The organism is Nitratidesulfovibrio sp., assembly GCF_040373385.1.
Taxonomy (GTDB): Bacteria; Desulfobacterota; Desulfovibrionia; order Desulfovibrionales; family Desulfovibrionaceae; genus Cupidesulfovibrio.
This window is the reverse complement of record NZ_JBDXXH010000003.1, coordinates 318,553-341,406: the sequence shown is the minus strand read 5'-3', so window position 1 is coordinate 341,406 and position 22,854 is coordinate 318,553. Positions and strand designations below refer to the sequence as shown.

The window sequence follows — 22,854 nt, the reverse complement described above, 5'->3', positions numbered from 1 at the left end:
TGTCCGCAAGGGATGTGTTCGGCACGGTGGGCGGGACAGGTGACGGCACGGGAAACGGCACGGGCGCGGGCTATGCGCCGGGGGTGTGGCGCAGCACTTCGTTGCCGTCCAGGTCGCGGATGGACAGGGTTCCGGCATCAAACAGGCCGTACGAGGCCACGTAGCCATCCTTGGGCAGGGTGGTGGAACCCACGTTCCAGATGTGCAGGCCGTCCACGGTTTCCGCGCGGGGAATGTGGGTGTGCCCGCACAGGAACACATCGCCGGGGGCAAGGTTCGGGAAGCGGTCGGGCAGTTGGTGATGGTGACCATGGTTGGCCCAGATGCGCAGCCCGTCGGCGAATATCCACGCCGCTTCCGGCAGGGGAAAGCGCAGGACCATGGTGTCCACCTCCGCGTCGCAATTGCCGCGCACGGCGATGATGCGCGGGGCCCAGTCGTTCAGCAGGGCCGCCACTTCACGCGGGGCATACCCTTCGGGCACCGGGTTGCGCGGGCCGTGGTACAGCAGGTCGCCCAGCAGCACCAGGGCGTCGGGGTGATGGGTGCGGGCCAGTTCCAGCACCAGTTCGGTACGCGGCAACGAGCCGTGCAGGTCGGAGGCGATGAGCAGTTTCATGGTCGAATGATTCCTGATGGTATGGCTGGCGCTGCACAGCGCGCCGGGAAGGAAACGGGCCGCCGCCTGGGGCGGTGGCCCGGAACATGGTCGCGGAAAGGGATGCATGCGGAAAAGTGGTTCTGGATGCGGACAGCAAGATGACGCGGCGACTACAAATGCTCGACGCTGATCCTGCGCGGCGCGGCGGCCTCGCGCTTGGGCATGCGGATGGTCAGCACGCCGTTGACCAGTTGGGCCGAAATGCGCGCGGCGTCCACCATGTCCGAAAGAGTGAACACGGCATGGTATTCCACGTCACCGAACTCCATGGCGTGCACGCGCGGACCGCCCGCCGGGCCGCAGCCGCAGGGCGCGGGATTTTCGGTGGCACCGGGCTCCGCGTCCTTGTCGCGTCCCCCGTCCTTGCCCATGTCGCGGCAATCGCCGAAGCGGGTCACGCCGCGCACGGTCAGTTCGTCACCCTCCACGTCCAGCACCAGGTCGTCGTGGGCCACGCCGGGCATGTCCAGAAACAGGTGAAAGCCGTCCTCGCGCTCCACCAGGTCTGCCTGGGGGCGCATGCGCGGCGGCTGGGGCGACTGGGCGAACCGGCCCTGCCGGGCGGAACCACCCCGGTCGCCACGTTCGTTCTGACGGGCAGGGCGCGCTGCGGGGTGCGGAAAACGGGGGCGGCGGTCTGGGGGCGTCACGGCTGTCTCCTATCTGACCGCTATATGGACGGTACGCGGCTTCACCGCCTGCGCCTTGGGCAGCACGATTTCCAGCACGCCGTCCTTCAGGGTGGCCGTGGCCCGGTCGCGGTCGATGGGCACGTTCAGGGTCACCACCCGCTGGAAGGGGCCGGTGGGCCGCTCCTGCCGATAGTACCGCCCACGCACAACGGGCAGTTCACCCTTGAGCACCAGCGTCTTGTCGGTAAGGGCAATGTCCAGCCCGTCCATGTCCACGCCGGGCACCAGCGCACGCACGCGGATGGCTGCGTCGTCCTCGCCGATGTTCAGCGGCGGGAACAGCGCCCTGCCGCGCGTGGCCGCCAGATTGCGGCCCGCATCGCCCGCCAGGCGGTCGAGCAGGTTGGGAAATTCATAGAACGCGCTGAAGTCGATGACCATGCGCACCTCTTCGGATGGGCGGATTGCGGACGGTGCTGCACACCGGCGGTTCAAAGGACCGGGAGACCGGACCAGCCGTACCGGCAGACAGGGGCGGCACAGGCATAGCTAACATCCCCGGCGGCGCTGTCAATGTGCCCGTGGGCGGCACGGAACACAAGGGGCCCGGCGCGCACGGCGGGTCAGGCCGACCATTCCGGTACGCCCGGGGCGAATCGGGCAATCCGGGCGCACGGACCGAACCGGAGCACACCGCCCACCAGGCACGAAGACCCCGCCGGGCGCTACTTCACCGAACGCTGCCCCTGCTCCCACAGCTCGGCGGGTACGGCCTCTTCCACCAGCATCACGGGAATTTCGTCGCGCACGGGGTAGACCACCTTGCACTGGGCGCACTTCAGGCCGCGCTCGTTGTCCACGGGTTCCACGGGCTGGCGGCACTTGGGGCAGGCGAGGATTTCCAGCAGTTCCTTGTTCAGCGACACGGCATGCTCCTTGGTTGCATTGTGGGCGCACCATAGCCCGAAGCCGCCGCCTGCTCAAGCAGGGCCAGGCCCGGTAGCCCGCCCGGCTTTCGCAACTTCCCACGGGCACCGGCAGCCCGTCCGGGATGCCGGACACCTTTGTTGACACCCGCCGGGGCGGCACGTAGCATCACCGCGTACCCGGTCGCACAGTTGCGCGGCATCAGGCACCCGGAGCAGACATGTCCATACGTTTCATAGACCTGCATTCCCATTCCACCGCATCGGACGGCAGCGACACCCCGGCGGAACTGGTGCGCAAGGCCGCCGCCGCCAAGCTGGCGGCCATAGCCCTTACCGACCACGACACCACGTCCGGCCTGGACGAGGCCATGCGCGAAGGCCGCCAGCGCGGCATCGAGGTCATCCGGGGGTGCGAACTGGGCGTGCGCTGCGAACACGGCGAACTGCACATCCTGGGCCTGTGGCTGCCCGGCGGCGACGGCTCCACTCCGGGTGGCGCCCCGCTGGACGCCACCCTGGCCGAACTGCGCCGCCACCGCGCCACCCGCAACCACCGCATCGCCGCGCAATTGCGCGAATGCGGCGTGGACATCGAATATGCCGAGGTAGAGGCCATCTCCGGCGGCGAATCAGTCAGCCGCCTGCACTTCGCGCGCATCCTGCACGAAAAGGGCTACGTCTCCTCGCCGCAAGAGGCCTTTGCCCGCTACCTCGGCCCCGGAGGCCGGGCGTACGTGGCCAAGGAAACCCTGTCCCCCGCAGACGGCGTGAGCCTGCTGCGTTCCGTGGGTGCCACCGTGGCCCTGGCCCACCCCATGCTGTTCCGCTACCCCGGCAACGGCTTTGCCGAATGGCTGGACGACACGGTGGCCGACCTCAAGCCCCACGGCCTGGACGCCATCGAAGCCTACCACAGCGAACATTCCCAGGCCGATACCCGCCGCTGCGTGGATCTGGCCGCCCGGCACGGGCTGGCCCTGACCGGCGGCTCGGACTATCACGGCGCGGGCAAGCCCGGCATATCACTGGGGCGCGGGCGCGGCGGCCTGCGCGTGACCACCGCCGTACTGGACGACCTGAAGGAACACAGACGCCGCCAGGGGCTGCCGGTATAGGGCCAACGCCCCACGGCCGCGCCGCCCGTTTCGCCAACCGATGGCGGGCCGCCCGCCGCCTGCCACCGCCCCAACAGCCTCAAACATCCACAGACATCATGACCACAGGCACCGGCCCCAATTTCCCCTTCTTCGCGTCCGTGCACGACGCTTCCCCCGCCATGCGCCCCGCCCTGCCCGAACTGCTGGCCCCGGCGGGCGACATGGAAAAGCTGGACGCGGCCCTGCGCTACGGCGCCAACGCCGTGTACCTCGGCGGACGCGGCCCCAACCTGCGCGCGGGCGCCCAGGGCTTTTCGCCCGACGAACTGCCCCAGGCGGTGCGGCGCGCCCATGCGGTGGACGCGCGCGTCTACTACTGCCTGAACAGCCTGCCCCACCAGCGCCACCTGCGCGACGTGGAAGCCGCCATGGACGAGGCCCACGCGGCGGGCGTGGACGCCCTGATCGTGGCCGACCCCGGCGTTGCCCGCATGGCCCGCCGCCGCGTGCCGCGCCTGCCGCTGCACGTTTCCACCCAGGCCAACACCGCCAACGCCGAAGCAGCCATGTTCTGGCAGGACATGGGCGCCACCCGCGTGAACATGGCGCGCGAACTGGACATGTCCGGAATCCGCGACCTGGTGCGGGCCTGTCCCGGCGTGGAATTCGAAGCCTTCGTGCACGGGGCCGTGTGCCTGGCCGTGTCCGGTCACTGCCTGCTTTCGGCCTGGATGAACAACCGTCCGGCCAACCTCGGCCAGTGCACCCACCCCTGCCGTTTCGAATACCAGGGCATGGCCCTGGCCGTGGAGGAAAAGACCCGGCCCGGCGAAATAGCGTGGGAGGCGGTGCAGGACGGTCCGTTCCATTCCAGCTTCTGGGCGCCCAACGATCTGTGCCTGGTGAAGTACGTGCGCTGGTTCGCCGCCGTGGGTGTGGCCGCGCTGAAGATCGAAGGCCGGGTGAAGAGCGCGGGCTACGTGGCCCAGGTGACCGACGCCTACCGCACCGCCCTGGACGACCTGACCCGGCGCACCTTCCGGCACGAGGACTACCTGTACGAATTGCTGAACACCGCAAGCAGACCGCTGTCCACCGGCTTTTTCCTCCCCGGCGGCAAACGGCTGAACCGGGGCCTGCCGCACGACACCATGCGCCGCCCGGTGGTGGCGCGCATCGAACAGCCCGCCGGTGACGGCGCGTGGCACGTTTCCGTGCGCGCCCCGTGGCGCGCCCAAAAGCCCCTGGAACTGCTGCTGCCCGGCCTGCACAGGCCGGAACTGCAACCCGGCGATTTCCGGCTGGAAAATCACAAGGGCGAAACCGTGGACCGGCTGCACCCCGGCATGACGGGGGTACTGCACTGCGACCATCAGGGCCTTGCGCCCGGACTGTTCGTGCGGGCCTGAGCAAGCCCGCCCGGCCCCCTCGGCATCCGTAGCCCCGGCGTCCGTAACACACTGGCGCGCACTGGCGCACACCGCTCCGCAACCCCCACGGAACCTTACGGAACATCCATGGCCCACGTGCTGATCATCGACGCAGACGCCGCCTTCGCCCACCTGGTCGCCGGCATTGCCGAGGGGCTGGGGCACCGGGCATCACGCGCGCTGGGCCTGGTGGAGGGCCGCCTGCTGGCCGACGACGCCGACGTGATCTTTCTGGCCGCCACCCTGCCCGACGGCAACGGAGTGGAGGCCATGCCCGGCCTGCGCGCCCTGCCCGGCCAGCCGGAAATCATCGTCACCGCAGAAGGGGGCGACCCGGACGGCGCGGAGCGGGCCATCCGCCACGGGGCGTGGGAATGGCTGCGCAAGCCCCTGCCCGCCGACCGGGTGGTGCTGCCCCTCTTGCGCGCGCTGGACTACCGCGCCCGCCTGCCCGCACAGCGGCCATCGTCGCGCCTGAAGCATTCCATCGTGGGGGTCAGCACGGCCATCCGCCGCTGCCTGGACGTGGTGGCCGAAGCGGCAGGCAGCGACGCCGCCGCGCTGGTTACCGGCGAAACGGGCGTGGGCAAGGAACTTTTCGCCCGGGCCATCCACGACAACAGCCCCCGCGCCGCCGCGCCCTTCGTGGCCGTGGACTGCGCCTCGCTGCCGCGTTCGCTGGCCGGGTCCATCCTGTTCGGCCATCGCAAGGGCGCCTTCACCGGGGCCGATTCCAACCGCGACGGCCTGGTGTTGCAGGCAGACAGGGGCACCCTGTTCCTGGACGAGGTGGGCGAACTGCCCCTGTCCATGCAGAAGATGTTTCTGCGCGTGTTGCAGGAACACCGCTTTCGCCCGGTGGGCGGGCGCACGGAAATCACCAGCGATTTCAGGCTTATCGCGGCAACCAACCGCGATCTGGAAGACATGGCCGAGCGCAACACCTTTCGCAGCGACCTGTTGTACCGCATGCGTACGGTGGTGGTGAACATTCCGCCGCTGCGCGAACGGTGCGAGGACGTCACCGCGCTGGCCGGGCATTACCTGCCGCGCATCTGGGCGCGCTTTGCCCTGCCGGAAAAGGACATCTCGCCCGACTTTCACGAAACGCTGCTGGCCTACCACTGGCCGGGCAACGTGCGCGAACTCATCCATACCCTTGAACGGGCGGTGCTGGCCTCTCAGGACGCACCCAAGTTGTTCGCCCGCCACCTGCCCGACTACCTGCGCATCTGTCTGGCCCGCGCCGCCGCGCGCAACGGTGCCGCCGCCCCTGCCGGCTACGGCGGCCTTGGCGGGCCATCCTGCCTGTACGGGGCCGGGGAGCGCGCCGCCCTTGCACCGCATGCCGCCAGGGAAACGCAGGACACTGACGGACCGGCCAGCCCCCGCCCCGCGAACGACCCCGCGGAAGCAACGCGGCCCACCACGGAAGTGCAGGCCGGGGACGGTCCGTCTCCCGTGCGTGAAGGCGACAGCGGCCTGGCCAGCCAGACCGTCACGCCGGGGCAGGCCCCCCCCGTATCGCCTGTCTCGCCCGGCTGGGGACCCCGCGCGCCCTATGCCATCTACACCTCGCCCCACTATGCCCCTCCTCCGGAACGGCCAGTGCCCCCGAATCACCCGGCGTTCACGGACAGCCTGAAGCACGGCGACATGCCCGACGGCAACGGCGGTGGCGGCCCATCGCGGGCAGGGCACGGCATCGGCGCGGACGCTATTCCCTTGGGCCTGGCAGCTCATGCGGGGCTGCCGCCCCACGGCACCCCGGTGGGCGACGCCCCCCATCGGTCACAGGCTGCAATCGTGCGGACGCCTTCCGTCGCAACCGCTCCCTTTGCCGGTGGCCTGCCTCGCTTCTTCGATTTTCGCGATGCCCAGTTCACCACCTACCTGCACGAACTGATGCGCCGGGCCGGGGGTGACATCCGCGCTGCCTGTGCCCTGTCCGGGCTATCCCGTTCGCACCTGTACGATCTGCTGCGCAAGCACGGCGTACCGCCCCGCTGACCCCGCGCAAGGTGCCTCGCCAAGGGCACTCGACAACGGGCACGCGGCAACGGACGCCTTGTCCGCCATCGCGGACGACTCCCTGCCCCTCGCTGTCCGCTATCGCGGATTTTTACGACTCGCGCGCGTCCGCCATCGCGGACGGACGCCCCGCGCGACCTTTCACTGGTTGACCGCCCAGCTGGGACAACGCGCAACACTACCGAATAAAAAGACATTCACAATAGAACACCATCGCAACACGAGTGGCACGCTTCTTGGTAAGTATATGGCAACAGACACCGGGCATGTCGGTCGATGCCCGATCCGTGCCGGAAGGCGGTTGGACAAGGCCAGCCGGTACGGGGGAATGCGTTGGACGCATTCCAGCCGCAGGGGTCCGTGGCGCAGTCGGTGCGTCGCGGGCGAAATCGGGGCGCGCCGTTCCATGTGAACGTCGCGCCCCGCACGTTTCTGGAAATACGGAGAGTGCGCGCCCGACACACGGCGCGTCAGGGCCGCCCGACACACGGCGCGTCAGGGCCGCCCGGCACACGGCGCGTCAGGGCATCAGGGGGCACGCAGGAGGGCGTGGGAACCACGCGAAACGGCGGGGCAGGATACGCGACGGCACCCGTCATGCGGGCACCGTGCATGCGCGCGACAAGACGCGCCACGCGGCGTAACGCGGGGCACGGCGGGTCGAGCAAGGCGCGTCAGGCGGATTCGCCCAACAGTTCCAGCACCTTCTGACTGAGCAGCTGCAAATCGGGCTTGGCGAACTGCGCATCCGCGCCCACCGATTCGCCCTTGTGCCCCAGCCGCTCCGAAACCAGCGACGAAAACAGCGCCACCGGCAGGGCACGCAACGCGGAGTCTTCCTTGATCCGGCGGCACAGGGTCAGCCCGTCCATGCGCGGCATCTCGATGTCGGAAACCACGGCCTGCACCAGATCGGACAGGGGAACGCCCTTGCCTTCCGCCTCGCGGCGCAGGCTTTCCAGCATTTCCCATGCTTCCTGTCCGTCGTTGGCCTGCAACAGCTCGAACCGCCCGCTGGCCTCCATCAGGCTGCGCACCAGACGGCGCACGCTGCCGGAATCGTCGGCATGCAGGATGCGGTAGCGGCGCGGCGGCAGATCCGGCTCGGCGTCAGGGACCATGACGTCCATGGTCTCGCCAGACGCATCGGTCCCGTCAGGCGCAACTTCCGCAACCTGCCGCCCCCTTCCGGCAGACATCGGGGCAAGGGGTCGTTCCATGCGGATGGACAGATCCGGATGCATCTCGGCCACGATGCTTTCCATGTCCAGCAGAAACACCACCAACGCATCCAGCCGGACCATGCCGGTGATGGAGTTGCGGCTGGCCTCCTGCAGGAAGCGGCCCGGGGCCTCCACATCGGTCCAGCTGATGCGGTGGATGCGGTTCACCCCGGACACCAGGAACCCGGTGACCACGGTGTTGAATTCGGTGACGATGATCTTGGGCTCGCCGCTGGTATCGCGCGGGATACCCAGATATTTGGCCAGGTCCACCAGCGGGATGACCCGCCCGTCGCGGTGCGGAAAGGCTCCCAGCACCGCCGGATGAGGCATCTGCGGCAGCGCAGTGACGGGCTGCATGCGGATGATTTCCACCACCTTGGCCACATTGACGCCATACCGCCGCCGTAGCGTACCGCACCCGGGCGGGGGTGCCGCGCCGAAAGAGCCCCCGGCGGACACTTCCGCCCCGCAGGCTCCATCGCCGTTCCGGCCCCCAGGCGTGACGACCGGTCCGCCATGCCCGGCATCAGCGTCAACCGGGCCAAACGGATCGCCCGCGCCAAACGGATCGGACATGCCTGGCGTCGCGCTGGCGGGCGCGGCCTCATCTACGAAAAACTCGACGATCTCGAGTTCGTTGGTGCCGGATTCCAGCAGAATGCCGGTCTGCCCCATGATGCCTCCCGACAGGGCGCTGGCGCGCCATGCCCCGATGAGAATCCGAGAGTAAGCCGATGCCGTGCCGATGCCAATGTCGACCGCGCTTGCGAAGGCCCGTTGCAAGGGCGCATGCCCGTTGCAAGAGCGCAGGGTATGCCGAATCCGCCCCAGAATGATGGCGTCCGCGTGTCGGCCCGGCGGCAACGCGCCGTCGCGCCGTGCGACATCGTTCGATCTGCAACATAGCGCCTTTCCGGACAAAGGGCCACCGGGCACCCGCACCCTTTCGCGGCGGGATCGCGCCGTGCCGCCCCCCTGGGGCGACACGCGGTTTTCCCTTGCGCCACGCCGCAGCCGGGCCTACAACCCGCAGTGTTCCCGCACGCTGCCGACCGGCGGCAGCCCCCTCCCGGAACCGAACCGTCGTCCGAATCATCGTCCCACCAGGCCGCCACCGCATGCCCACGCCGCACACCCGACAACACGGTGCCTCCACTCCGCCCCAGCAGCCCGGTGTACCGGGCACTCCCTCGTCCTCGTCCGTGAACCCCGCCACGCAGCCCCAGGGCCGCAGCGCACATGCACGTCACGACAGAACCGGCAGGATCGACAAAACCGGCAGGATCGGGGGCCGCCGTGTGTCGCGCATGGGACTGGCACTGCCGCTGCTGGCCTGTGCCGTGGCCCTGGGAGCCATCCTGGCCCGCGACCCCCGGTTGCTGGCCTGGCATGCCGCGTGGCCGGGGCTGGTACGCCCCCTGCTGCACATGCTGGTGACCATGGGTGTGGGACTGGCCGTGGGACTGGCTGTGGAAGCCTTTGGCTGGACGCCGCTTCTGGCCCGGCTGGCCCGCCCGGTAACCCGCTGGGGTCGCCTGCCCGACGCCAGCGGCGCCGCCTTTGCCACGGCGTTCCTGTCCGCTGCCGCATCCAACTCGCTGCTCATGGAGGCGCACACCGCCGGGCGGTTGTCCGCGCGCGAACTGCGCCTGTCATACCTGCTCAATTCCGGCTTGCCGGTCTTCCTGCTGCACCTGCCCACCACGTTCTTCGTGGTGGGGCCGCTGGCGCGCACGGCGGGCATCATCTACCTGACGCTGAACGGCGTGGCCGCGCTGCTGCGTACGGCGCTGGTGCTGCTGCTCACCCGCCGGGCAGAGCCACCTGACACGCGCGGGGACGGGGACGTGACCGGGGGACTGGACGGACACGGGCGGCTGCCTGCCGGACAGGACTCGCCCCATTCCGGCCCCATGCATGCGGATACGGCAGATGAAATCCACGCGGACGCGCCCGCCACCCCGGCTGACCGCCTGCGGGCGGCAGTGACGCTGGTGGGCGCGCGATTCCGCCGCCGCATCGGCCGCATGGCCCTGTTCACCGCGCCAACCTATCTTGCCATGTACGCCCTGCATCAGGCCGGGGTGTTCGACACCCTGCGCGAGCTTGCGGCAGGCGGCGCCGCCGGGGGACTCGGCATGGGCATCCTGCCGGTGCAGGCCGCCGGGGTGGTGATATTTTCCGCCGCCGCCGAATTCTCGTCCGGCGTGGCCGCCGCAGCAGCCCTGTTGGACGCGGGTTCGCTGGACACGGCCCAGACCGCGCTGGCGCTGGTGCTGGGCACCATCGTGGCCACCCCCATCCGGGCACTGCGCCACCAGTTGCCGTCGCACACCGGCATCTTCACCCCCCGCCTGGGACTGGTGCTGCTGGTGCAGAGCCAGCTGTTCCGCGTGGCCAGCCTGACCGCCGTTACCGCCACATGGTGGATGACCGCGCACTAGCCCTCGCCCCAACGCACGCGAACGGGACGGACGCGGCACTTGCCGCATCCGTCCCGTTCGCATCCTGACCGTCTGTGTTCCATCGTTCCGGCCCAGTCGTTCAGGCGTGGGTCATCCGGACTCCCTGCCTATCTGGGGCCATCCTTGGGGGCATCGTCGGGTTCGTTCATGGCTCCGCGCAGTTCGCGCACGGCCCTGCCCAATGTCTTGCCCAACTGGGGCAGCTTGTCCGGCCCGAAAACGAACAAGGCCACGATACCCACAACCAGCAGGTGCATCGGCTGAAAAAGCTCTCCGATCATGATTCCACCCCGTGAAGGCGCATGATGCGCGCAAGAATGCTGTCCACAGCGCGCGGTGCATGTCGGAACACCTTTCCGACGCCGCACGCCCCCGGCATTGCATACGCCTGATTGTCATGATGCGCCAACTTGTGCAATCACGCCGGGGATTGTGCGGGCAACCTGCACAAGCAATACGGCCCGAAGCAGGGCTCCGGGCCGTGAAGTCCGACAGGCAATGTGCTGCAACCGCAAGGAAAAACGCTTCCCGGCCACTAGGACGACAAGCTGCCCCGCAGGCTGCTTCCAACGCCAATCCGGAAACAACCCCTAGTCGTCCACCGCCTGCCTGGCCGGCAACCGCACGGTGAACCGGGTCCCCTCGCCGGGCACTCCGTCGCAGGCAATGCTGCCGCCATGGGTGCGCACCACGATGAAATAGCTGACCGCAAGCCCCAGCCCGGTGCCCACGCCCGGCGGCTTGGTGGTAAAGAACGGCTCGAATACCCGCCGCCGCACTTCCGGCTCCATGCCCGCCCCATTGTCCTCCACCACGATGACCACCTCGTCGCCCTCGCGCCGGGTGGCCACACGCAGGGCGGGGGCCTGCCCGACCGGGTAGCGTTTTTCCGCCATGGCATGAGCCGCGTTCTTGAACAGGTTCAGCAACACCTGCTCGATCTCGGTGGGCACGCAGGTCAGGGTATCCTCGTTCTCTGCGTAATCGCGCACCACGTGCAGCTTGCGGAAGTCGTACTGGCGGCGCAGATCGTAGTCGCTGCCCGCCAGGGCCAGCGCCCGCTCGGCCAGGGCGTGCGCCCGCGCCGTGGTGCGCCGCCCCTGTCCGGGCCGCGTGAAATCCAGCATGGTGGCGATGATGTCTGCCGCGCGGGTGCCCGCATCACGGATGCCTTCCAGCATTTCGGAAATGCGCCGGGTCTCCATGTAGGCGCGCATGGCCGCCAGCGACACCCCGGTTTCGCGCGCTGCCTGGGCGTTGGCGGCAAGGTCCGGGTCCAGTCGGCGCATGATGTTCTGCACGCCCTGCAACACCGCCCCCAGCGGATTGTTCAGTTCGTGCGCCATGCCGCCCGCAAGCCCCCCCACCGACAGCATCTTTTCGGTCTGCACCAGCATGTCGGCCAGCCGGGTGCGCTCGGTGACGTCGTCCACCCGCACGATGACGGCCCCCTGCACGCCGGGCGCGGCATCCTGCCCCGCAAGGGGGAACAGCATCACATCCAGGTAGCGCAGCCGCCCGTCCGTCACGCGGGGCAGTCCCTCGAACCGGGCGGCCTGGCGCCGGGCCACGGCTTCGTGCACGTCCGGGGCGGCGCCCACCAGCCGGGGCAACACCTCGGCCGCGGGGCGCCCGCGCGCCGCCCCGCGCGAAAGGCCGGACACCTCTTCCGCCGCGCGGTTCCAGTGAATGACCAGACCGTCCGGCCCCACCCCGGCCAGGGCCGATGGCATGGCCTCCATCACCGCATCCAGGAAGTCGCGCGCGTCGGCAAGATCGCCCAGGGCCTGCCGCAGGGGGGTTACATCCAGGATCACCCCATCCAGAAACTCCCTGCCTGCCTCGTCGTGCACCCGCCGCCCCTGCTCCATGACCGCGCGCTGGGTGCCGTCTTCGTGCTGTACCCGGTATTCCAGCGAATAATGCCCGTCCGGATCGGTGACCGCCGCCATCTCCGCGATGATCCTGGCGCGGTCATCGGGATGCACGATGTGTTCAAGGGGTAGGGTACCCTGTTGATATTCCGCCGCCGGATGCCCGGTCAGTTGTTCCACCTGGTCGGACACGAACAACGCCCGCCACGGCGGCGCGGTCTCGCAACGGTAGACCACGCCCGGCAGGTTGGCCACCAGCGAGCGGAAGCGCTGCTCGCTCTCGCGCAGGGCCAGTTCGGCACGGCGCAGGTCGTTGAGGTCCACGTCGATGCAGTACATCTCGGGCTCGCCGCCCTGCCCCTGCATCGCCACGTGCGAAGAATACACCGCCACCGGGCTGCCGTCCTTGTGGCGCAGGCGCAATTCGCCCGCGCGGGGGGCGATGCCGGTTTCCACCCAGTGGGCAACGTCGCGCAGCACCACGTCGACCATGTAGTCCGGGATGATGAGTTCCTCCAGCCGCCTGCCCACGGCCTCGTCACGAGTGAAGCCATACAGGCGTTCGCTGGCGGCGTTCCAGAAGAACACCCGCCGCTCGCGGTCGTAGCCCTGCACCGGCAGGTTCAGGGCGTTCTCTATCAGCGAACGGAACCGCGCCTCGCTGTGGCGCGCGGCCTGTTCGGCGGCGCGCTGTTCCGTGACGTCGATGTTGATGCCGAGAATGCCGAGCAGCCCGTCGGCCGTGTCTTCACGGATGGGACGGATGGGGGTGACCATGCTGGAGAAGACGCGCCGGGTGCCGTCCGGCAGTTGCGCCTCGTGCTCGTGGCGCACCGTCTCGCCCGCCATGGCACGGGCGTTGATGGCCGTCCACCCGCTGCGGGTAGCCTCGGGCACGTCCCGCTCGCTGTCGGGCGATACCGTCAGGTCGCCCCACAGGGCCACGGAAATGTCGCTTTGCATGACCACGCGGCCGCTGGCATCGCGCGCCCAGAAGTCGAAGGGAATGTTGCGGATCATGGCCCGCTGCATGGCCGAGGAGCGACGCAGTTCGTCCTCCATGACCCGGCAGCGGGTGGCGTCCGTAAAGACCACCGCGAACCGGTTCGGCCCCGCGCGCCAGGCCCGCACATTCCAGTGCCTGCCCAGCAGCGCGTCCCGGTGTTCGAAGGCCGTGCTTTCGCCGGTGGAGACCACCCTGCCGTAGATATCCAGCCACTTGCGTTCGATGCCGGGCAAAACCTCAAACAACGTACGGCCTATCATCCTGTCGCGGGCAAGGCCGGTCATGGCCTCGAAGGCGGGATTGACGTCGAGGAACCTGTAGTCGCACGGCTGGCCGTGCTCGTCCCAGAGCATTTCGTGCAGGGAATACGCGCTGGGCAGGTGTTCGAGCAGCAGACGAAGATTCTCTGCCGCGTCAAAAGGTTCCGCGTCCGGCAGGGCATGGGACGTCACATTCCCCGCGCCACCAGGCGAGGAACCCGGTGAAGCGCCAGCGGGAGCATTGCCGGAGCCTTCCCGGCGTCCGGGATGTGCGGGGGGCTGCCCGGTTCCGGCGATGTCGTGGTCGTGGTGGCCGTCGTCGGCTGCCATGCGTGTCGCTCCCCTGCGGCGCGCGCCGCGCTCGTTCCGTCGCCAGTTCCGTTCGGCCTGCCCTGCCTGCCCAGCCTGCCTTGCCATACCGAGGCGGAGCACGGAGCTTGCCGAAGTCGATCGTTGCGTCGTTCCAGCTTACATCAGACCGCGCCCCGGCGCGACAGGAACTTGCCGCATCCGGGCCACTCCGCGCTCTTTGCCGTATGGCTGGCGGGCGAAAGGACAATCCGCAAACGGCCCCGAGGGGCCTTTTGTGGATCAGGATTTTCGTTCGCTGGCGAGGAAAACAAGCCCGCCATGACGGAATATACTCGTGCGGTATTTGACCGAAGGGCGGGCGAAGTTTGACGTGGCCAGCGGGTGAAAGGACAATCCATAATCGGCCCTAGCGCTTGCCGGGCAAAAAGGTAGCCCGCAGAAACCGCATATCGAGAAACGCCAGCGGGTTGGCCACCACCCTGTCGGGCAGCAGGTGGTACCAGCGGTATCCCAACTTGCGGTAGTAGGCGCGGGTCCTGTCGGCGCAGCCCGCCTCGCGCGCGGCCTGCATGGCGGCATCGCGCTGGCAGCGCGACGAAGCCAGCGGGCGCAGCAGCCGGGGGGCAAAGCCCCAGCGGTCCAGCATGCGGCGCATCCGCAGGTATTCGCGGTAGCGGCTCAGGCCGTCGGCCCCGCACAACAGGGCTAGGCCGAACCAGCCGGAAGCGGGCATGAACAGCAGCAGCCCCATGGCCAGCGCCTCTTCCGCCAGCGCTTCCAGCGCCACGCGGGCCAAGCCCGCGCCGATGAGCGCGGATACTCCCCCGGTGGCATGAGGCAGGGGCGCTGCCCGCAGGTAGCGCACGGGCGCGGTCACCCCCCGCCGCAACAGCATGCCGAGGCCACCCGCCCCACTGCCCGAGGCGCGCTCCACCCGTTCCATTTGCCGGGCATGGCCCGACTGGCCCGACTGGCCCTGATGGCCCGACTGGCCCTGATGGCCCTGCTGGCCCTGATGCCCCTGATGCCCCTGATGCCCCTGATGAACAGGCGGGCACACCCGGCCCCCGCAACGGGGGCAGACGCCCTGCGTGCGTGTTCTGTCCGGCGCGGCGGGGCGCGGAACATGGCCGGGCGGCGCGGTTCCGTCACTGCGCCCTGCGGCGCTGCGGGACGTGGGCGTTGGCATGGGCATGTTCATGGCATGAAGGGGATGCATTGGGCGTGAAGCGGAGCTGAACCGGCATGAACAGGCATGAACTGGCATGAACTGGCATGGACCGGCATGAACCGGACGGGGCACGCATGTGACGACAGGCCCGAGCGCCCGTGCACCGGTTAGCCGTTCGCCAATTCACCGATTTCGATACCAAGGCAGGCACACCGGAACCTGCGCCCCGCCCCTGCCATGCGATCCCGCCTTTTCTGGCTAACCGCTCCTTGCCGCAAGGGCAAGCCCATACGGGACGACAACGTTAAATACTGTCAACCGATGTAAATATGCCGCGCCAGCCCGAACAGGGCCGCGCACATCTGCTATGAAGTGGCAAAGTATTGCGCGACGCAGGTGCCGCACCAACGCGGCACGGGCCGGAATACCCAGCCCGTGCGCCGCCGCGCCTGCCCACCGCAACGGAGGCCGCCATGGCAGACAACGTCGTTCGCATTCCCGCCCAGCGCCGGGCCAAGGTGATGGTTGTGGTGGGCACGCGCGCCCAGGCCATCGCCTGCGCCCCCGTGGTGCGCGCCCTGCGCGAGGGGGCCGCCAGATTCCAGGCCATCGTGGTCAGCGCGGGCCTGCACCGCGACCGGTTCGTGCCCACCCTGCACGACCTGGACATGGAGTGCGATATCGACCTCAGCCTGCCCGGCGACATCGACGATGGCCAGTTCCATCTGCTGGCGGGCAACGCGGTGTTGCGCTTCGGGCTGGTGGTCTCGCGCCTGCGGCCGGACATCGTGCTGGTGCAGGGGGCTTCCACCACGGCCCTGGCCGTGGCGCTGACCGCCTTCCACAACAATGTGCCGGTGGCCCACATCGACGCGGGCCCGCACGGCGAACAGACGGGCACCCCTTCACCCGAGGAAGGCAACCGCCGCTGCATCGCGGCCCTGGCATCGCTGCATTTCACGGCCACGGCAGAGGCGCGCGAAGCCCTGCTGCACGAAGGCGTGGACGGCGCGCGCATTGCCGTCACCGGAGCCACGGTGGCGGAAAGCCTGCACCGGTTCGCGGAAGCCGGACACGCGCACAGGTCGGCCCCGGACGACGGGATGCCCGACAACACCACGGGTTCGCCCGATACGGAACAGACCATGCCCGCCGCCGCGCATGCCCCGAGGGTGCCGGACATCCGCCGGGCATCCCTGCGGAACGTTCCGAAAAACGCCTCCGGTACGGCAGACGCTGCGGCCACGCAGGTTCCCGCCGCACCCGCACCGGCCACGCCCCGCGCCGCCCGCCCCCTTCCCGAAGGGCACACCGTGCTGGTCAGCCTGCACGGCATGCATGCCAACCCGGCAGCCCTGAAGGACATCTGCACTGCCGTGCGCGAACTGGCCCTGGCCCGCCGCGACATCGGATTTCTGGTGCCGGTGGGCAGCCACCGTCCCTTGCGCGATGCGGCCATCCCCCTGCTGGGCGCGGTACCCAACGTGCACCTGATGCCGGTGCCTCCGCTGCCGGAATTCGTGACCTGCCTGCGCGCCGCCCGCCTGGTGCTGACCGATGCCGCCGACGTGCTGGAGCAGGCCGCCGCGCTGGGCGTGCCGGTGCTGGCCCTGCGCGCCACCCCGCACCTGCCCGACGCGGTACGCGCCGGGCGCGCCAGACTGGTGGGAACGGACAAGGCCGCCATCCTGCGCGAGACGGCGGCCCTTCTGGATGATGGCGCGCACCATGCGGCCATGGCGGCGGCCTGCGCCGCCCCCGGCGACGGCCATGCCTCTGAGCGCATCACCCTGGCACTGGACCGGTTCATGACCGGACTTGCCCCGCTGCTCCCCCCGCACGCGGAGTTTCGGGCGTAACGCCGCCGCCTCGCGCCCATACCCGAACGCGAGGCGGCTACTCCACTTCCACCCGATCGCGTCCGCCGTTCTTGGCGCGGTACAGGGCGATATCGGCCCGGTGCAGCAGGGTGTCCACACTGTCCCCTTCGCGGAAGGCCGCCACACCGGCGCTGAGGGTGTGGATGCGCCCGGCTTCGAACGGTGTGGCGCGCAGGGCACCGCGCAGCCGCTCGGCCAGTTGCTCGGCCTCTTCCGCCGTGGTCTCCGGACAGAGCACCAGAAACTCCTCACCACCCCAACGGCCCACGGTATCCGCCGCGCGCACGCTGTCGCGCACCACCGAGGCAAAGACCTGCAAGGTCCTGTCGCCGGCGAGGTGCCCGTGCTCGTCATTGACGCGCTTGAAGTGGTCGATGTCCAGAATGGCGATGGAGAACGGCCGCCGGTAGCGTTGCGCCCGTTCCACCTCGCGCCGGAACAGGGCGTTCAGGCGGCTGCGGTTGGGCAGATCGGTGAGCGGATCGGTGCGGGCCAGGCGCTCCAGCACCGCGTTCATGCGCTGAAGCCTGCGGTTGTACCACAGCACCACCCCGGCCAGCAGCGCGAACACCCCGGCCACGCGGGCCACCAGCCAGTAATCCACGGAGGTCTGGGCGGTGATGGGTACGTGCCGGTTGACGATCTGCTGGCGGTCCTCGTCGGTCAGCGAGCGAATGCCCCGGTTCAGCACGGTGCGCAGCAGGGGATCGTCCCGCACCACGCCCATACGCAGCTTGTTCTGGTATTCCGGCAACTTTCCCGCGATCTTCAGATTGAACAGCCCCAACTGGCGAATGGTGTATGCCGCCACGATGAGCGAACGCATGGTCATGTCGGCCTTGCGTTCCTCGACCATGCGGATGGCCTCGGCCTCCGATTCCGTCACCAGCACCTTCAGGTTGGGGTAATCCTTGCGGATCAGTTCCTCCATGGCCGTTCCCTTGGGGAACACGATGGTCGCGCCCTCCAGCGCAGCCGGATCGGTGATGGCCGGATGCTCCGTGCGGGTGATGAACACGTTGTGGTCGGTCAGCAGGGGATCGGTAAAGCCCAGCCATGCCTCGCGCTGCGGGGTCTGGTTCAGGAAACTGAGCACCCGGCAACGGCCCCGCCCGCGCGGCGGCGATGCTTTCTTCCCACGTGGCCGTGGGCACCAGTTCGAAGGACAGGCCGGTGCGCCGCGCCACCAGCGCGATGATGTCGGCGGCAATGCCCACGTGGCGCGGCTGGCCGTCATGCGTCGCCACCTGCTCGAAAGGGGGCCAGTCCGGGTCCACGCACAGGGTGACGGGGCCGGACTCGCGGATGAAGCGCTGTTCCGCCGGGGTGAACCGAACGGCGGCGGGGTCGGAATCGGCCCGGCAGATGGCGGGAAGTGCCCCGGCAAGCAGCACTGCGAGCAGGACAATACAGGAAAATGGCGGGGAGAACCGGCGGAACATCAAGAATCCTCGTGGCGGGACGGAATGCGGCGGGGCGTAAGGGAGAGCCCTTCATCAGTCATTCTCTACCGGTACTCACCACCATGGCAAGAAGTATCATCCCGCCTGCCCCGGTCCGGCACCGCCCTCACAGTCGTAGCGGCATTCGCCGGAGGCAGGGTGCTACAAAAAGGACGACAGGCAACGCCCCGAAACGTGACGGGCACCGGAGAAATCTCCGGTGCCCGTTCCCGTCGCTGGCTGGAGGTGCACGCCAGTGGCCGTTACGGCCCATGGCGTACCGGGTTACGTGTTGCCGTCCTTCCCGTGGGGACGGTGGACGTCCTCTTCATGCTCGTGCCGCCCGTTGATCATGCCTCGCACCAAGCTGAGCGGGGTCGCCCCGGTGGTGGCAAGGTACAGGTGGCCCACGCAGAACAGCGCGAAGCAGATGACAATGACGAAGTGCGCCGCCACCAGGAACTGGCGGGGGCCGATGCCCGCCGAAACCGATTCCGGCAGCAGGAGCAGCAGGCCGGAGGCGATGAGCACCGGCATGCCCAGCAAGAACACTGCAAGGTACGCCACGCGTTGCAACGGGTTGAACCGCCGCTGCGCCGTCACCGGGAAGGGATGCGCCTCGCCCCGGAAGATGCCGCAGCAGTAGTAGCGCGCCTGCGTGAACAGGGCGCGCAGGCCCTCTCCCGGTCCCGGCAGGTACTGGCGGATGTCGCCGGTCAGGAACGCCCTGGCCACGTACGCCAGGAAGTTCAGGGCCAGCAGCACGCCGCCCGCGTTGTGGATGCGCGTTGCCGCCTCCAGCCCCAGTGCCCACGGGCTTTCCGTGAAGCGCACCGAAAGGCCGGTGCAGGCCAGCACCACGAACAGCGCGGCGTTGATCCAGTGGGTAACCCGCACGAAGCCGGGATACACGAACTCCGAGGCCAACATACCATGCGGGCCCTGCGGGCCGTGCCCCTTTCTGCCCGTTACCATGCGGCCCAGCCCGTGCAGCACCACCAGGGCAACCACTGCGGCAAGGCCGGTGGCCGCCGGGCGGTCCAGTTCGGGCATCACCCGCTTGGGCGGGAAGTAGCCGGAGGTCACCGGGCCCGCGCCCTCCACGTGCACGCTGGCCCGCACCACGATGAGCGATTGGCCCGAGGTGTGGCAGGTGGCGCAGTTGCGCAGGGCGGTCTTCTTCTCGCCGATGAGGTGCGCGTCAGGCTTGGTCATGGAGCCGTTGGCGTCGTTGGGCGTGTGGCATTCCACGCACATCACCGAACGGCTGTGGGCGTCCCAGTTGGCCAGGAACGAGTGCGCCGACCTTGCGTCGGGCACGGAACGGCCCGACAGTTCGCGCAGCTTGCCTGCGTTGCCATGGCAGGTCAGGCACTGGGCGTTGTACATGGCCGTCAGCGGCGCGTAGGCCACCTTGGCCGGGTTCTTCGGCTGGGCGTGCGGGTTGTGGCAGCTGTCGCAGGACACCTTGTCGCCCAATTTCTGGGCGTGGGTGCTCTGCCCGAAGGCCTTTACCTGATGCGCCAGGCCCACGTTGTGGCAGGACAGGCAGGTTGCATTGTCCGGCCTGGCCACCGCGTGGGGTTGCAGCAGGAAGCTGTCCTCGCCCTTCTGCCCGATGTGGCAGGTGGCGCACGGCAGGTTGGCGTGCGTGCCGTGCATGTAGCCCGCCCTGTCGATGTGCAGGTTCAGCGTCTTGCCGCGCTCGGTCACCGGGGTGGGCGGCGTGTCCGCGCCGTGGCACGACAGGCAGGCCGTGCTCTGGGCCGTCACGCCCCGCTTGCCGGACAGCAGCAGGGCCTTTTGCGCCTCGTCACCGGCAAAGGGCGTGGCGATGACCCCGCCCATGGCATCGGTGGAGGTGACCGCGTTGGACGCCACCTTGCGGTGACAGGTGGCGCAATCGCGCGAGGCGGTGGGCGGAAACGCCGTGGCGTTCGTGCCGCCCGCTCCGACCGCTCCGTTAGTCCCGTCCGTCTGGTTGGTGTTGTTGTGGCACTTGAAGCAGGCCTTGTCGGTGAAGTGGTCGGCCATGGTGATATGGGCCGTCTTCTTGGTGTCGAAGAGCTTCGAGTGGCAGTCGTCGCACCGGAAGCCCTTGGACGCGTGAAGCCTGCCGTCGAACATGACGGTCCCCTGGCCTCCGCCGCCGTAGCGCAGGGCCTTCCCCTCGCTGGTTGCCAGGGCTAGCCCCGGCCAGGCGGTCAGCAGAGCCAGGAGCAGGAGACTCCAGGCTCGTTTCATGCCTGCACCTTCGCGATGATGTTGGAGGTGGCCTTGCGCACGTCGGCCACGCCGGTCAGGGTCATGGCCACGGTCAGTTCGTCCTTGATGGTGTTCATGATCAGGGCCACGCCGTCGCGGCCCGCGCCGTGGGCGCCGCGCACCAGCGGGCGGCCGCACAGGCAGGCGTCGGCCCCCAGGGCCAGGAACTTCAGCACGTCCTGCCCACGCCGCACGGCACCGTCCACCAGGATGGTGGTCTTGCCCTTCACGGCGGCGGCAATGGCGGGCAGCACCGTGGCGGTGGCGGGGGTGTAGTCCAGCACGCGGCCACCGTGGTTGGACACGCAGATGCCCTTGGCGCCCACTTCCACGGCGATGCGGGCTTCTTCCACGGTCATGATGCCCTTGATGATGAACGGCAGGCTGGTGGACTTGACCAGTTCGGCCAGTTGCTCCGGCGTCTTGGGCTCCACGGTCTGGCCGGGCACGGCGCGGGCGGCGCGGCCCGCCGAGTCGATGTCGATGGCCACGGCCACGCCGCCCGCCTCTTCCACCATGCGGATGCGCTTGATGATCTCTTCGTTGGTCTTGGGTTTGATGGTGACGATGCCCTTGCCGCCGAACTGCGTCTTGAGCACCGAAATGCGGCGCTCGAAGACTTCCATCTTGTCACCAATGCCGTCGGCCACCCAGCCCAGGGTGCCCGCGTCAAGGCAGCCGCCGAGGATGGAGTTGATGTACTCCTCTTCGGTCATCTTGTTGCCCATGTTGTAGGTGACGCCGCCGGTGACGGCAGAGGTCACGGGCATGGACAGCTTCTGCCCGAACAGGGTGGTGGTGAGGTCGGGCTTCTTGACGTCGTGGAAGGTGCGCATGACCAGTTCGATGCGGGCCAGCGCATTGTAGTTGTTCTTGAAGGCCTGGCCGGAACCGATGCCGCCCATGCCGGGCACTTCGCCCGCGCAGGCCACGCCGTCGCATTCCGGACACACGCGGCAGATGGGGTACAGCTTTTCGCGGGCCACGCGCAGCACGTCGCCCATCTTCAGTTTGGCACCGGGCGCGGCGGGGGCAGCAGGCGCGGCGGCAGCAGCGGGTGCGGCGTCAACGGGAGCAGCGGCCTGCGCGGTCTTGGCCAGCACGGGGGTGAGCAGCGCGGCGGCGCCAGCCACCATGCCCGCCTTGATGAAGTTGCGGCGGGTCGCGTCGGTATCGTTCATGTCCTTGGTCATCGAAAACGCCTTCCTTGAGTTGTCGGTTGCACGGGAGATGTGTCGTCGGTCATGCGGCGATGGCCAAATCGAGATTTTTATTTGTTGGGCTTGAAGACGCCAACTAGCAGAAAGACGATTTGGCCCTACTTCGCGGGAACGAACGACTTGCCCACCACGGCCTGCGCCGGGGGCGTGAGCATGAATTCGAAGAACGCCTTGACGTCGGCGGACGGATTGACGGCGATGAGCGACAGGGGGCGCTTCAGCGGGTAGGCCCCGGAACGCACGCCAGCGGCGTCGGGCAGGGCGCCGTTCACGGGCACGGCCACCGCGCCGGGCAGGGCAAAGGACATGGAGGCGGCGGTAATGCCCCCGGCATCCTTGACCACATCGGCCACGCAGTCGGTGGCGTCGTCCAGTTCCTTCACCGGGCCGTAGGCGGTATCGCCCAGCACCATGGACTTGAAGGCCTTCACCGTGGCCCGGCCACCGTCCAGCTTTTCGCTGTACACGGTGATGGGCGCGTCGGCCCCGCCCACGTCCTTCCAATTGGTAGCCTTGCCGGAAAAGATGTCCTTGAGCTGGGACATGGTCAGGCCCTTGATGGGGTTCGCGCCGTGCACGAACACGCCCATGACGTCATAGCCGATGACCACGATGTCGGTGAGCTGGGCCTTTTCCTGCGCGGTGGGTTCGCTGGCCAGGCCGCCGAACGACACCTTGCCCGCCACCACCGCCTTGAAGCCCGCACCCGCACCGGCGGTACCGATGGCGCCGAATTGCACGCCCGACTTGGCCGTGAACAGTTTGGTGGCCTCCGGCAGGATCACCCCGCCGATGGTGCTGGCCCCTTCGTAGGTAAGGGGGGTGGTGTCCGCCGCCATGGCGGGTGCGCCGCACACGGCAACCCATGCCGCCAGCGCAAAAGCGCCCAACAATGCCCGCCGCACGGCGGATCTGACTGCGCCAACCTGTTGCATACATACTCCTGCTTCGTT

General features: G+C 68.7%; 17 protein-coding genes and 1 pseudogene. 5 read left to right on the top strand and 13 right to left on the bottom strand.

The features are described from left to right. Nucleotides 1-70 precede the first annotated feature (70 nt). The 4 genes from yfcE to ABWO17_RS07270 all read right to left on the bottom strand — a co-directional run bounded on the left by yfcE (nucleotide 71) and on the right by ABWO17_RS07270 (nucleotide 2,219). Nucleotides 71-619, bottom strand: a complete 549-nt coding sequence (gene yfcE, locus ABWO17_RS07285) for a phosphodiesterase (RefSeq protein WP_353117086.1) — start codon at nucleotides 617-619, stop codon at nucleotides 71-73. A gap of 152 nt (nucleotides 620-771) precedes the next feature. Continuing rightward, nucleotides 772-1,311: an Hsp20/alpha crystallin family protein gene (locus ABWO17_RS07280; RefSeq protein WP_353117084.1), complete on the bottom strand. Its 540-nt coding sequence runs from the start codon at nucleotides 1,309-1,311 to the stop codon at nucleotides 772-774. Nucleotides 1,312-1,320: 9 nt separating this feature from the next. Beyond that, nucleotides 1,321-1,734, bottom strand: coding sequence for an Hsp20/alpha crystallin family protein (locus ABWO17_RS07275; RefSeq protein WP_353117082.1), 414 nt, complete (start codon nucleotides 1,732-1,734; stop codon nucleotides 1,321-1,323). A 284-nt stretch (nucleotides 1,735-2,018) separates the two neighbouring features. Continuing rightward, nucleotides 2,019-2,219: a Trm112 family protein gene (locus tag ABWO17_RS07270; RefSeq protein ID WP_007526635.1), complete on the bottom strand. Its 201-nt coding sequence runs from the start codon at nucleotides 2,217-2,219 to the stop codon at nucleotides 2,019-2,021. Between the two features lie 221 nt (nucleotides 2,220-2,440). Here ABWO17_RS07270 and ABWO17_RS07265 point away from each other — a divergent pair, with 221 nt between their 5' ends. From ABWO17_RS07265 to ABWO17_RS07255, 3 genes are all read left to right on the top strand, one after another. Further along, nucleotides 2,441-3,337 carry a PHP domain-containing protein gene (locus ABWO17_RS07265; protein ID WP_353117080.1) on the top strand — a complete coding sequence of 299 codons (897 nt, stop codon included), beginning with the start codon at nucleotides 2,441-2,443 and terminating at the stop codon, nucleotides 3,335-3,337. A 98-nt stretch (nucleotides 3,338-3,435) separates the two neighbouring features. After that, nucleotides 3,436-4,728: a peptidase U32 family protein gene (locus ABWO17_RS07260; protein ID WP_502914885.1), complete on the top strand. Its 1,293-nt coding sequence runs from the start codon at nucleotides 3,436-3,438 to the stop codon at nucleotides 4,726-4,728. Between the two features lie 108 nt (nucleotides 4,729-4,836). Further along, nucleotides 4,837-6,759 (top strand): sigma-54-dependent transcriptional regulator, encoded by a 1,923-nt coding sequence (locus ABWO17_RS07255; RefSeq protein ID WP_353117078.1) that lies wholly within the window; start codon nucleotides 4,837-4,839, stop codon nucleotides 6,757-6,759. A gap of 695 nt (nucleotides 6,760-7,454) precedes the next feature. Here ABWO17_RS07255 and ABWO17_RS07250 read toward each other — a convergent pair. Further along, nucleotides 7,455-8,681 carry a chemotaxis protein gene (locus ABWO17_RS07250; RefSeq protein WP_353117076.1) on the bottom strand — a complete coding sequence of 409 codons (1,227 nt, stop codon included), beginning with the start codon at nucleotides 8,679-8,681 and terminating at the stop codon, nucleotides 7,455-7,457. 632 nt (nucleotides 8,682-9,313) lie between these two features. Here ABWO17_RS07250 and ABWO17_RS07245 point away from each other — a divergent pair. Then, nucleotides 9,314-10,450, top strand: a complete 1,137-nt coding sequence (locus tag ABWO17_RS07245; protein ID WP_353117074.1) for a nucleoside recognition domain-containing protein — start codon at nucleotides 9,314-9,316, stop codon at nucleotides 10,448-10,450. Between the two features lie 128 nt (nucleotides 10,451-10,578). Here ABWO17_RS07245 and ABWO17_RS07240 read toward each other — a convergent pair whose 3' ends face one another. The 3 genes from ABWO17_RS07240 to ABWO17_RS07230 form a co-directional block, all read right to left on the bottom strand. Continuing rightward, nucleotides 10,579-10,752 carry a twin-arginine translocase TatA/TatE family subunit gene (locus ABWO17_RS07240; RefSeq protein ID WP_353117072.1) on the bottom strand — a complete coding sequence of 58 codons (174 nt, stop codon included), beginning with the start codon at nucleotides 10,750-10,752 and terminating at the stop codon, nucleotides 10,579-10,581. A gap of 309 nt (nucleotides 10,753-11,061) precedes the next feature. Continuing rightward, the gene (locus ABWO17_RS07235) at nucleotides 11,062-13,941 is read right to left on the bottom strand and encodes a PAS domain S-box protein (protein ID WP_353117071.1); all 2,880 of its coding nucleotides are present in this window, start codon (nucleotides 13,939-13,941) and stop codon (nucleotides 11,062-11,064) included. Nucleotides 13,942-14,329: 388 nt separating this feature from the next. Further along, complete coding sequence (locus tag ABWO17_RS07230) at nucleotides 14,330-15,112, bottom strand: hypothetical protein (RefSeq protein WP_353117069.1); 783 nt, start codon at nucleotides 15,110-15,112, stop codon at nucleotides 14,330-14,332. 455 nt (nucleotides 15,113-15,567) lie between these two features. On the opposite strand from ABWO17_RS07230, the gene ABWO17_RS07225 reads away from it, so the two are divergent. After that, entirely contained in the window at nucleotides 15,568-16,953 is a 1,386-nt protein-coding gene (locus ABWO17_RS07225) for a UDP-N-acetylglucosamine 2-epimerase (RefSeq protein WP_353117067.1), read from the top strand. Nucleotides 16,954-16,990: 37 nt separating this feature from the next. On the opposite strand, the gene ABWO17_RS07220 is transcribed toward ABWO17_RS07225, so the two are convergent. The 5 genes and pseudogenes from ABWO17_RS07220 to ABWO17_RS07200 all read right to left on the bottom strand — a co-directional run bounded on the left by ABWO17_RS07220 (nucleotide 16,991) and on the right by ABWO17_RS07200 (nucleotide 22,836). Next, on the bottom strand, nucleotides 16,991-18,070 hold the full coding sequence (locus tag ABWO17_RS07220; protein ID WP_353117065.1) for a diguanylate cyclase: 1,080 nt from the start codon (nucleotides 18,068-18,070) through the stop codon (nucleotides 16,991-16,993). Between the two features lie 70 nt (nucleotides 18,071-18,140). Continuing rightward, nucleotides 18,141-18,416 (bottom strand): annotated as a pseudogene (locus tag ABWO17_RS07215) (diguanylate cyclase); the annotation flags it as partial. Between the two features lie 285 nt (nucleotides 18,417-18,701). After that, on the bottom strand, nucleotides 18,702-20,660 hold the full coding sequence (locus ABWO17_RS07210; protein ID WP_353117063.1) for a cytochrome b/b6 domain-containing protein: 1,959 nt from the start codon (nucleotides 20,658-20,660) through the stop codon (nucleotides 18,702-18,704). After that, nucleotides 20,657-21,874 (bottom strand): alpha-hydroxy-acid oxidizing protein, encoded by a 1,218-nt coding sequence (locus tag ABWO17_RS07205; RefSeq protein WP_353117061.1) that lies wholly within the window; start codon nucleotides 21,872-21,874, stop codon nucleotides 20,657-20,659. Before ABWO17_RS07205 ends, ABWO17_RS07210 begins: the two co-directional genes overlap by 4 nt. A 125-nt stretch (nucleotides 21,875-21,999) precedes the next feature. Beyond that, nucleotides 22,000-22,836: a substrate-binding domain-containing protein gene (locus ABWO17_RS07200; RefSeq protein ID WP_353117059.1), complete on the bottom strand. Its 837-nt coding sequence runs from the start codon at nucleotides 22,834-22,836 to the stop codon at nucleotides 22,000-22,002. Nucleotides 22,837-22,854: the final 18 nt, after the last annotated feature.

Bases quoted from the DNA above. Each gene is read 5' to 3' on its own strand.
- ABWO17_RS07260 (WP_502914885.1), top strand. From the start codon at position 3,436: ATGACCACAGGCACCGGCCCCAATTTCCCCTTCTTCGCGTCCGTGCAC.
- ABWO17_RS07240 (WP_353117072.1), bottom strand. From the start codon at position 10,752: ATGATCGGAGAGCTTTTTCAGCCGATGCACCTGCTGGTTGTGGGTATC.
- yfcE (WP_353117086.1), bottom strand. From the start codon at position 619: ATGAAACTGCTCATCGCCTCCGACCTGCACGGCTCGTTGCCGCGTACC.
- ABWO17_RS07235 (WP_353117071.1), bottom strand. From the start codon at position 13,941: ATGGCAGCCGACGACGGCCACCACGACCACGACATCGCCGGAACCGGG.
- ABWO17_RS07275 (WP_353117082.1), bottom strand. From the start codon at position 1,734: ATGGTCATCGACTTCAGCGCGTTCTATGAATTTCCCAACCTGCTCGAC.
- ABWO17_RS07225 (WP_353117067.1), top strand. From the start codon at position 15,568: ATGGCAGACAACGTCGTTCGCATTCCCGCCCAGCGCCGGGCCAAGGTG.
- ABWO17_RS07210 (WP_353117063.1), bottom strand. From the start codon at position 20,660: ATGAAACGAGCCTGGAGTCTCCTGCTCCTGGCTCTGCTGACCGCCTGG.
- ABWO17_RS07200 (WP_353117059.1), bottom strand. From the start codon at position 22,836: ATGCAACAGGTTGGCGCAGTCAGATCCGCCGTGCGGCGGGCATTGTTG.
- ABWO17_RS07245 (WP_353117074.1), top strand. From the start codon at position 9,314: ATGGGACTGGCACTGCCGCTGCTGGCCTGTGCCGTGGCCCTGGGAGCC.
- ABWO17_RS07205 (WP_353117061.1), bottom strand. From the start codon at position 21,874: ATGACCAAGGACATGAACGATACCGACGCGACCCGCCGCAACTTCATC.
- ABWO17_RS07230 (WP_353117069.1), bottom strand. From the start codon at position 15,112: ATGCCAACGCCCACGTCCCGCAGCGCCGCAGGGCGCAGTGACGGAACC.
- ABWO17_RS07265 (WP_353117080.1), top strand. From the start codon at position 2,441: ATGTCCATACGTTTCATAGACCTGCATTCCCATTCCACCGCATCGGAC.
- ABWO17_RS07250 (WP_353117076.1), bottom strand. From the start codon at position 8,681: ATGGGGCAGACCGGCATTCTGCTGGAATCCGGCACCAACGAACTCGAG.
- ABWO17_RS07255 (WP_353117078.1), top strand. From the start codon at position 4,837: ATGGCCCACGTGCTGATCATCGACGCAGACGCCGCCTTCGCCCACCTG.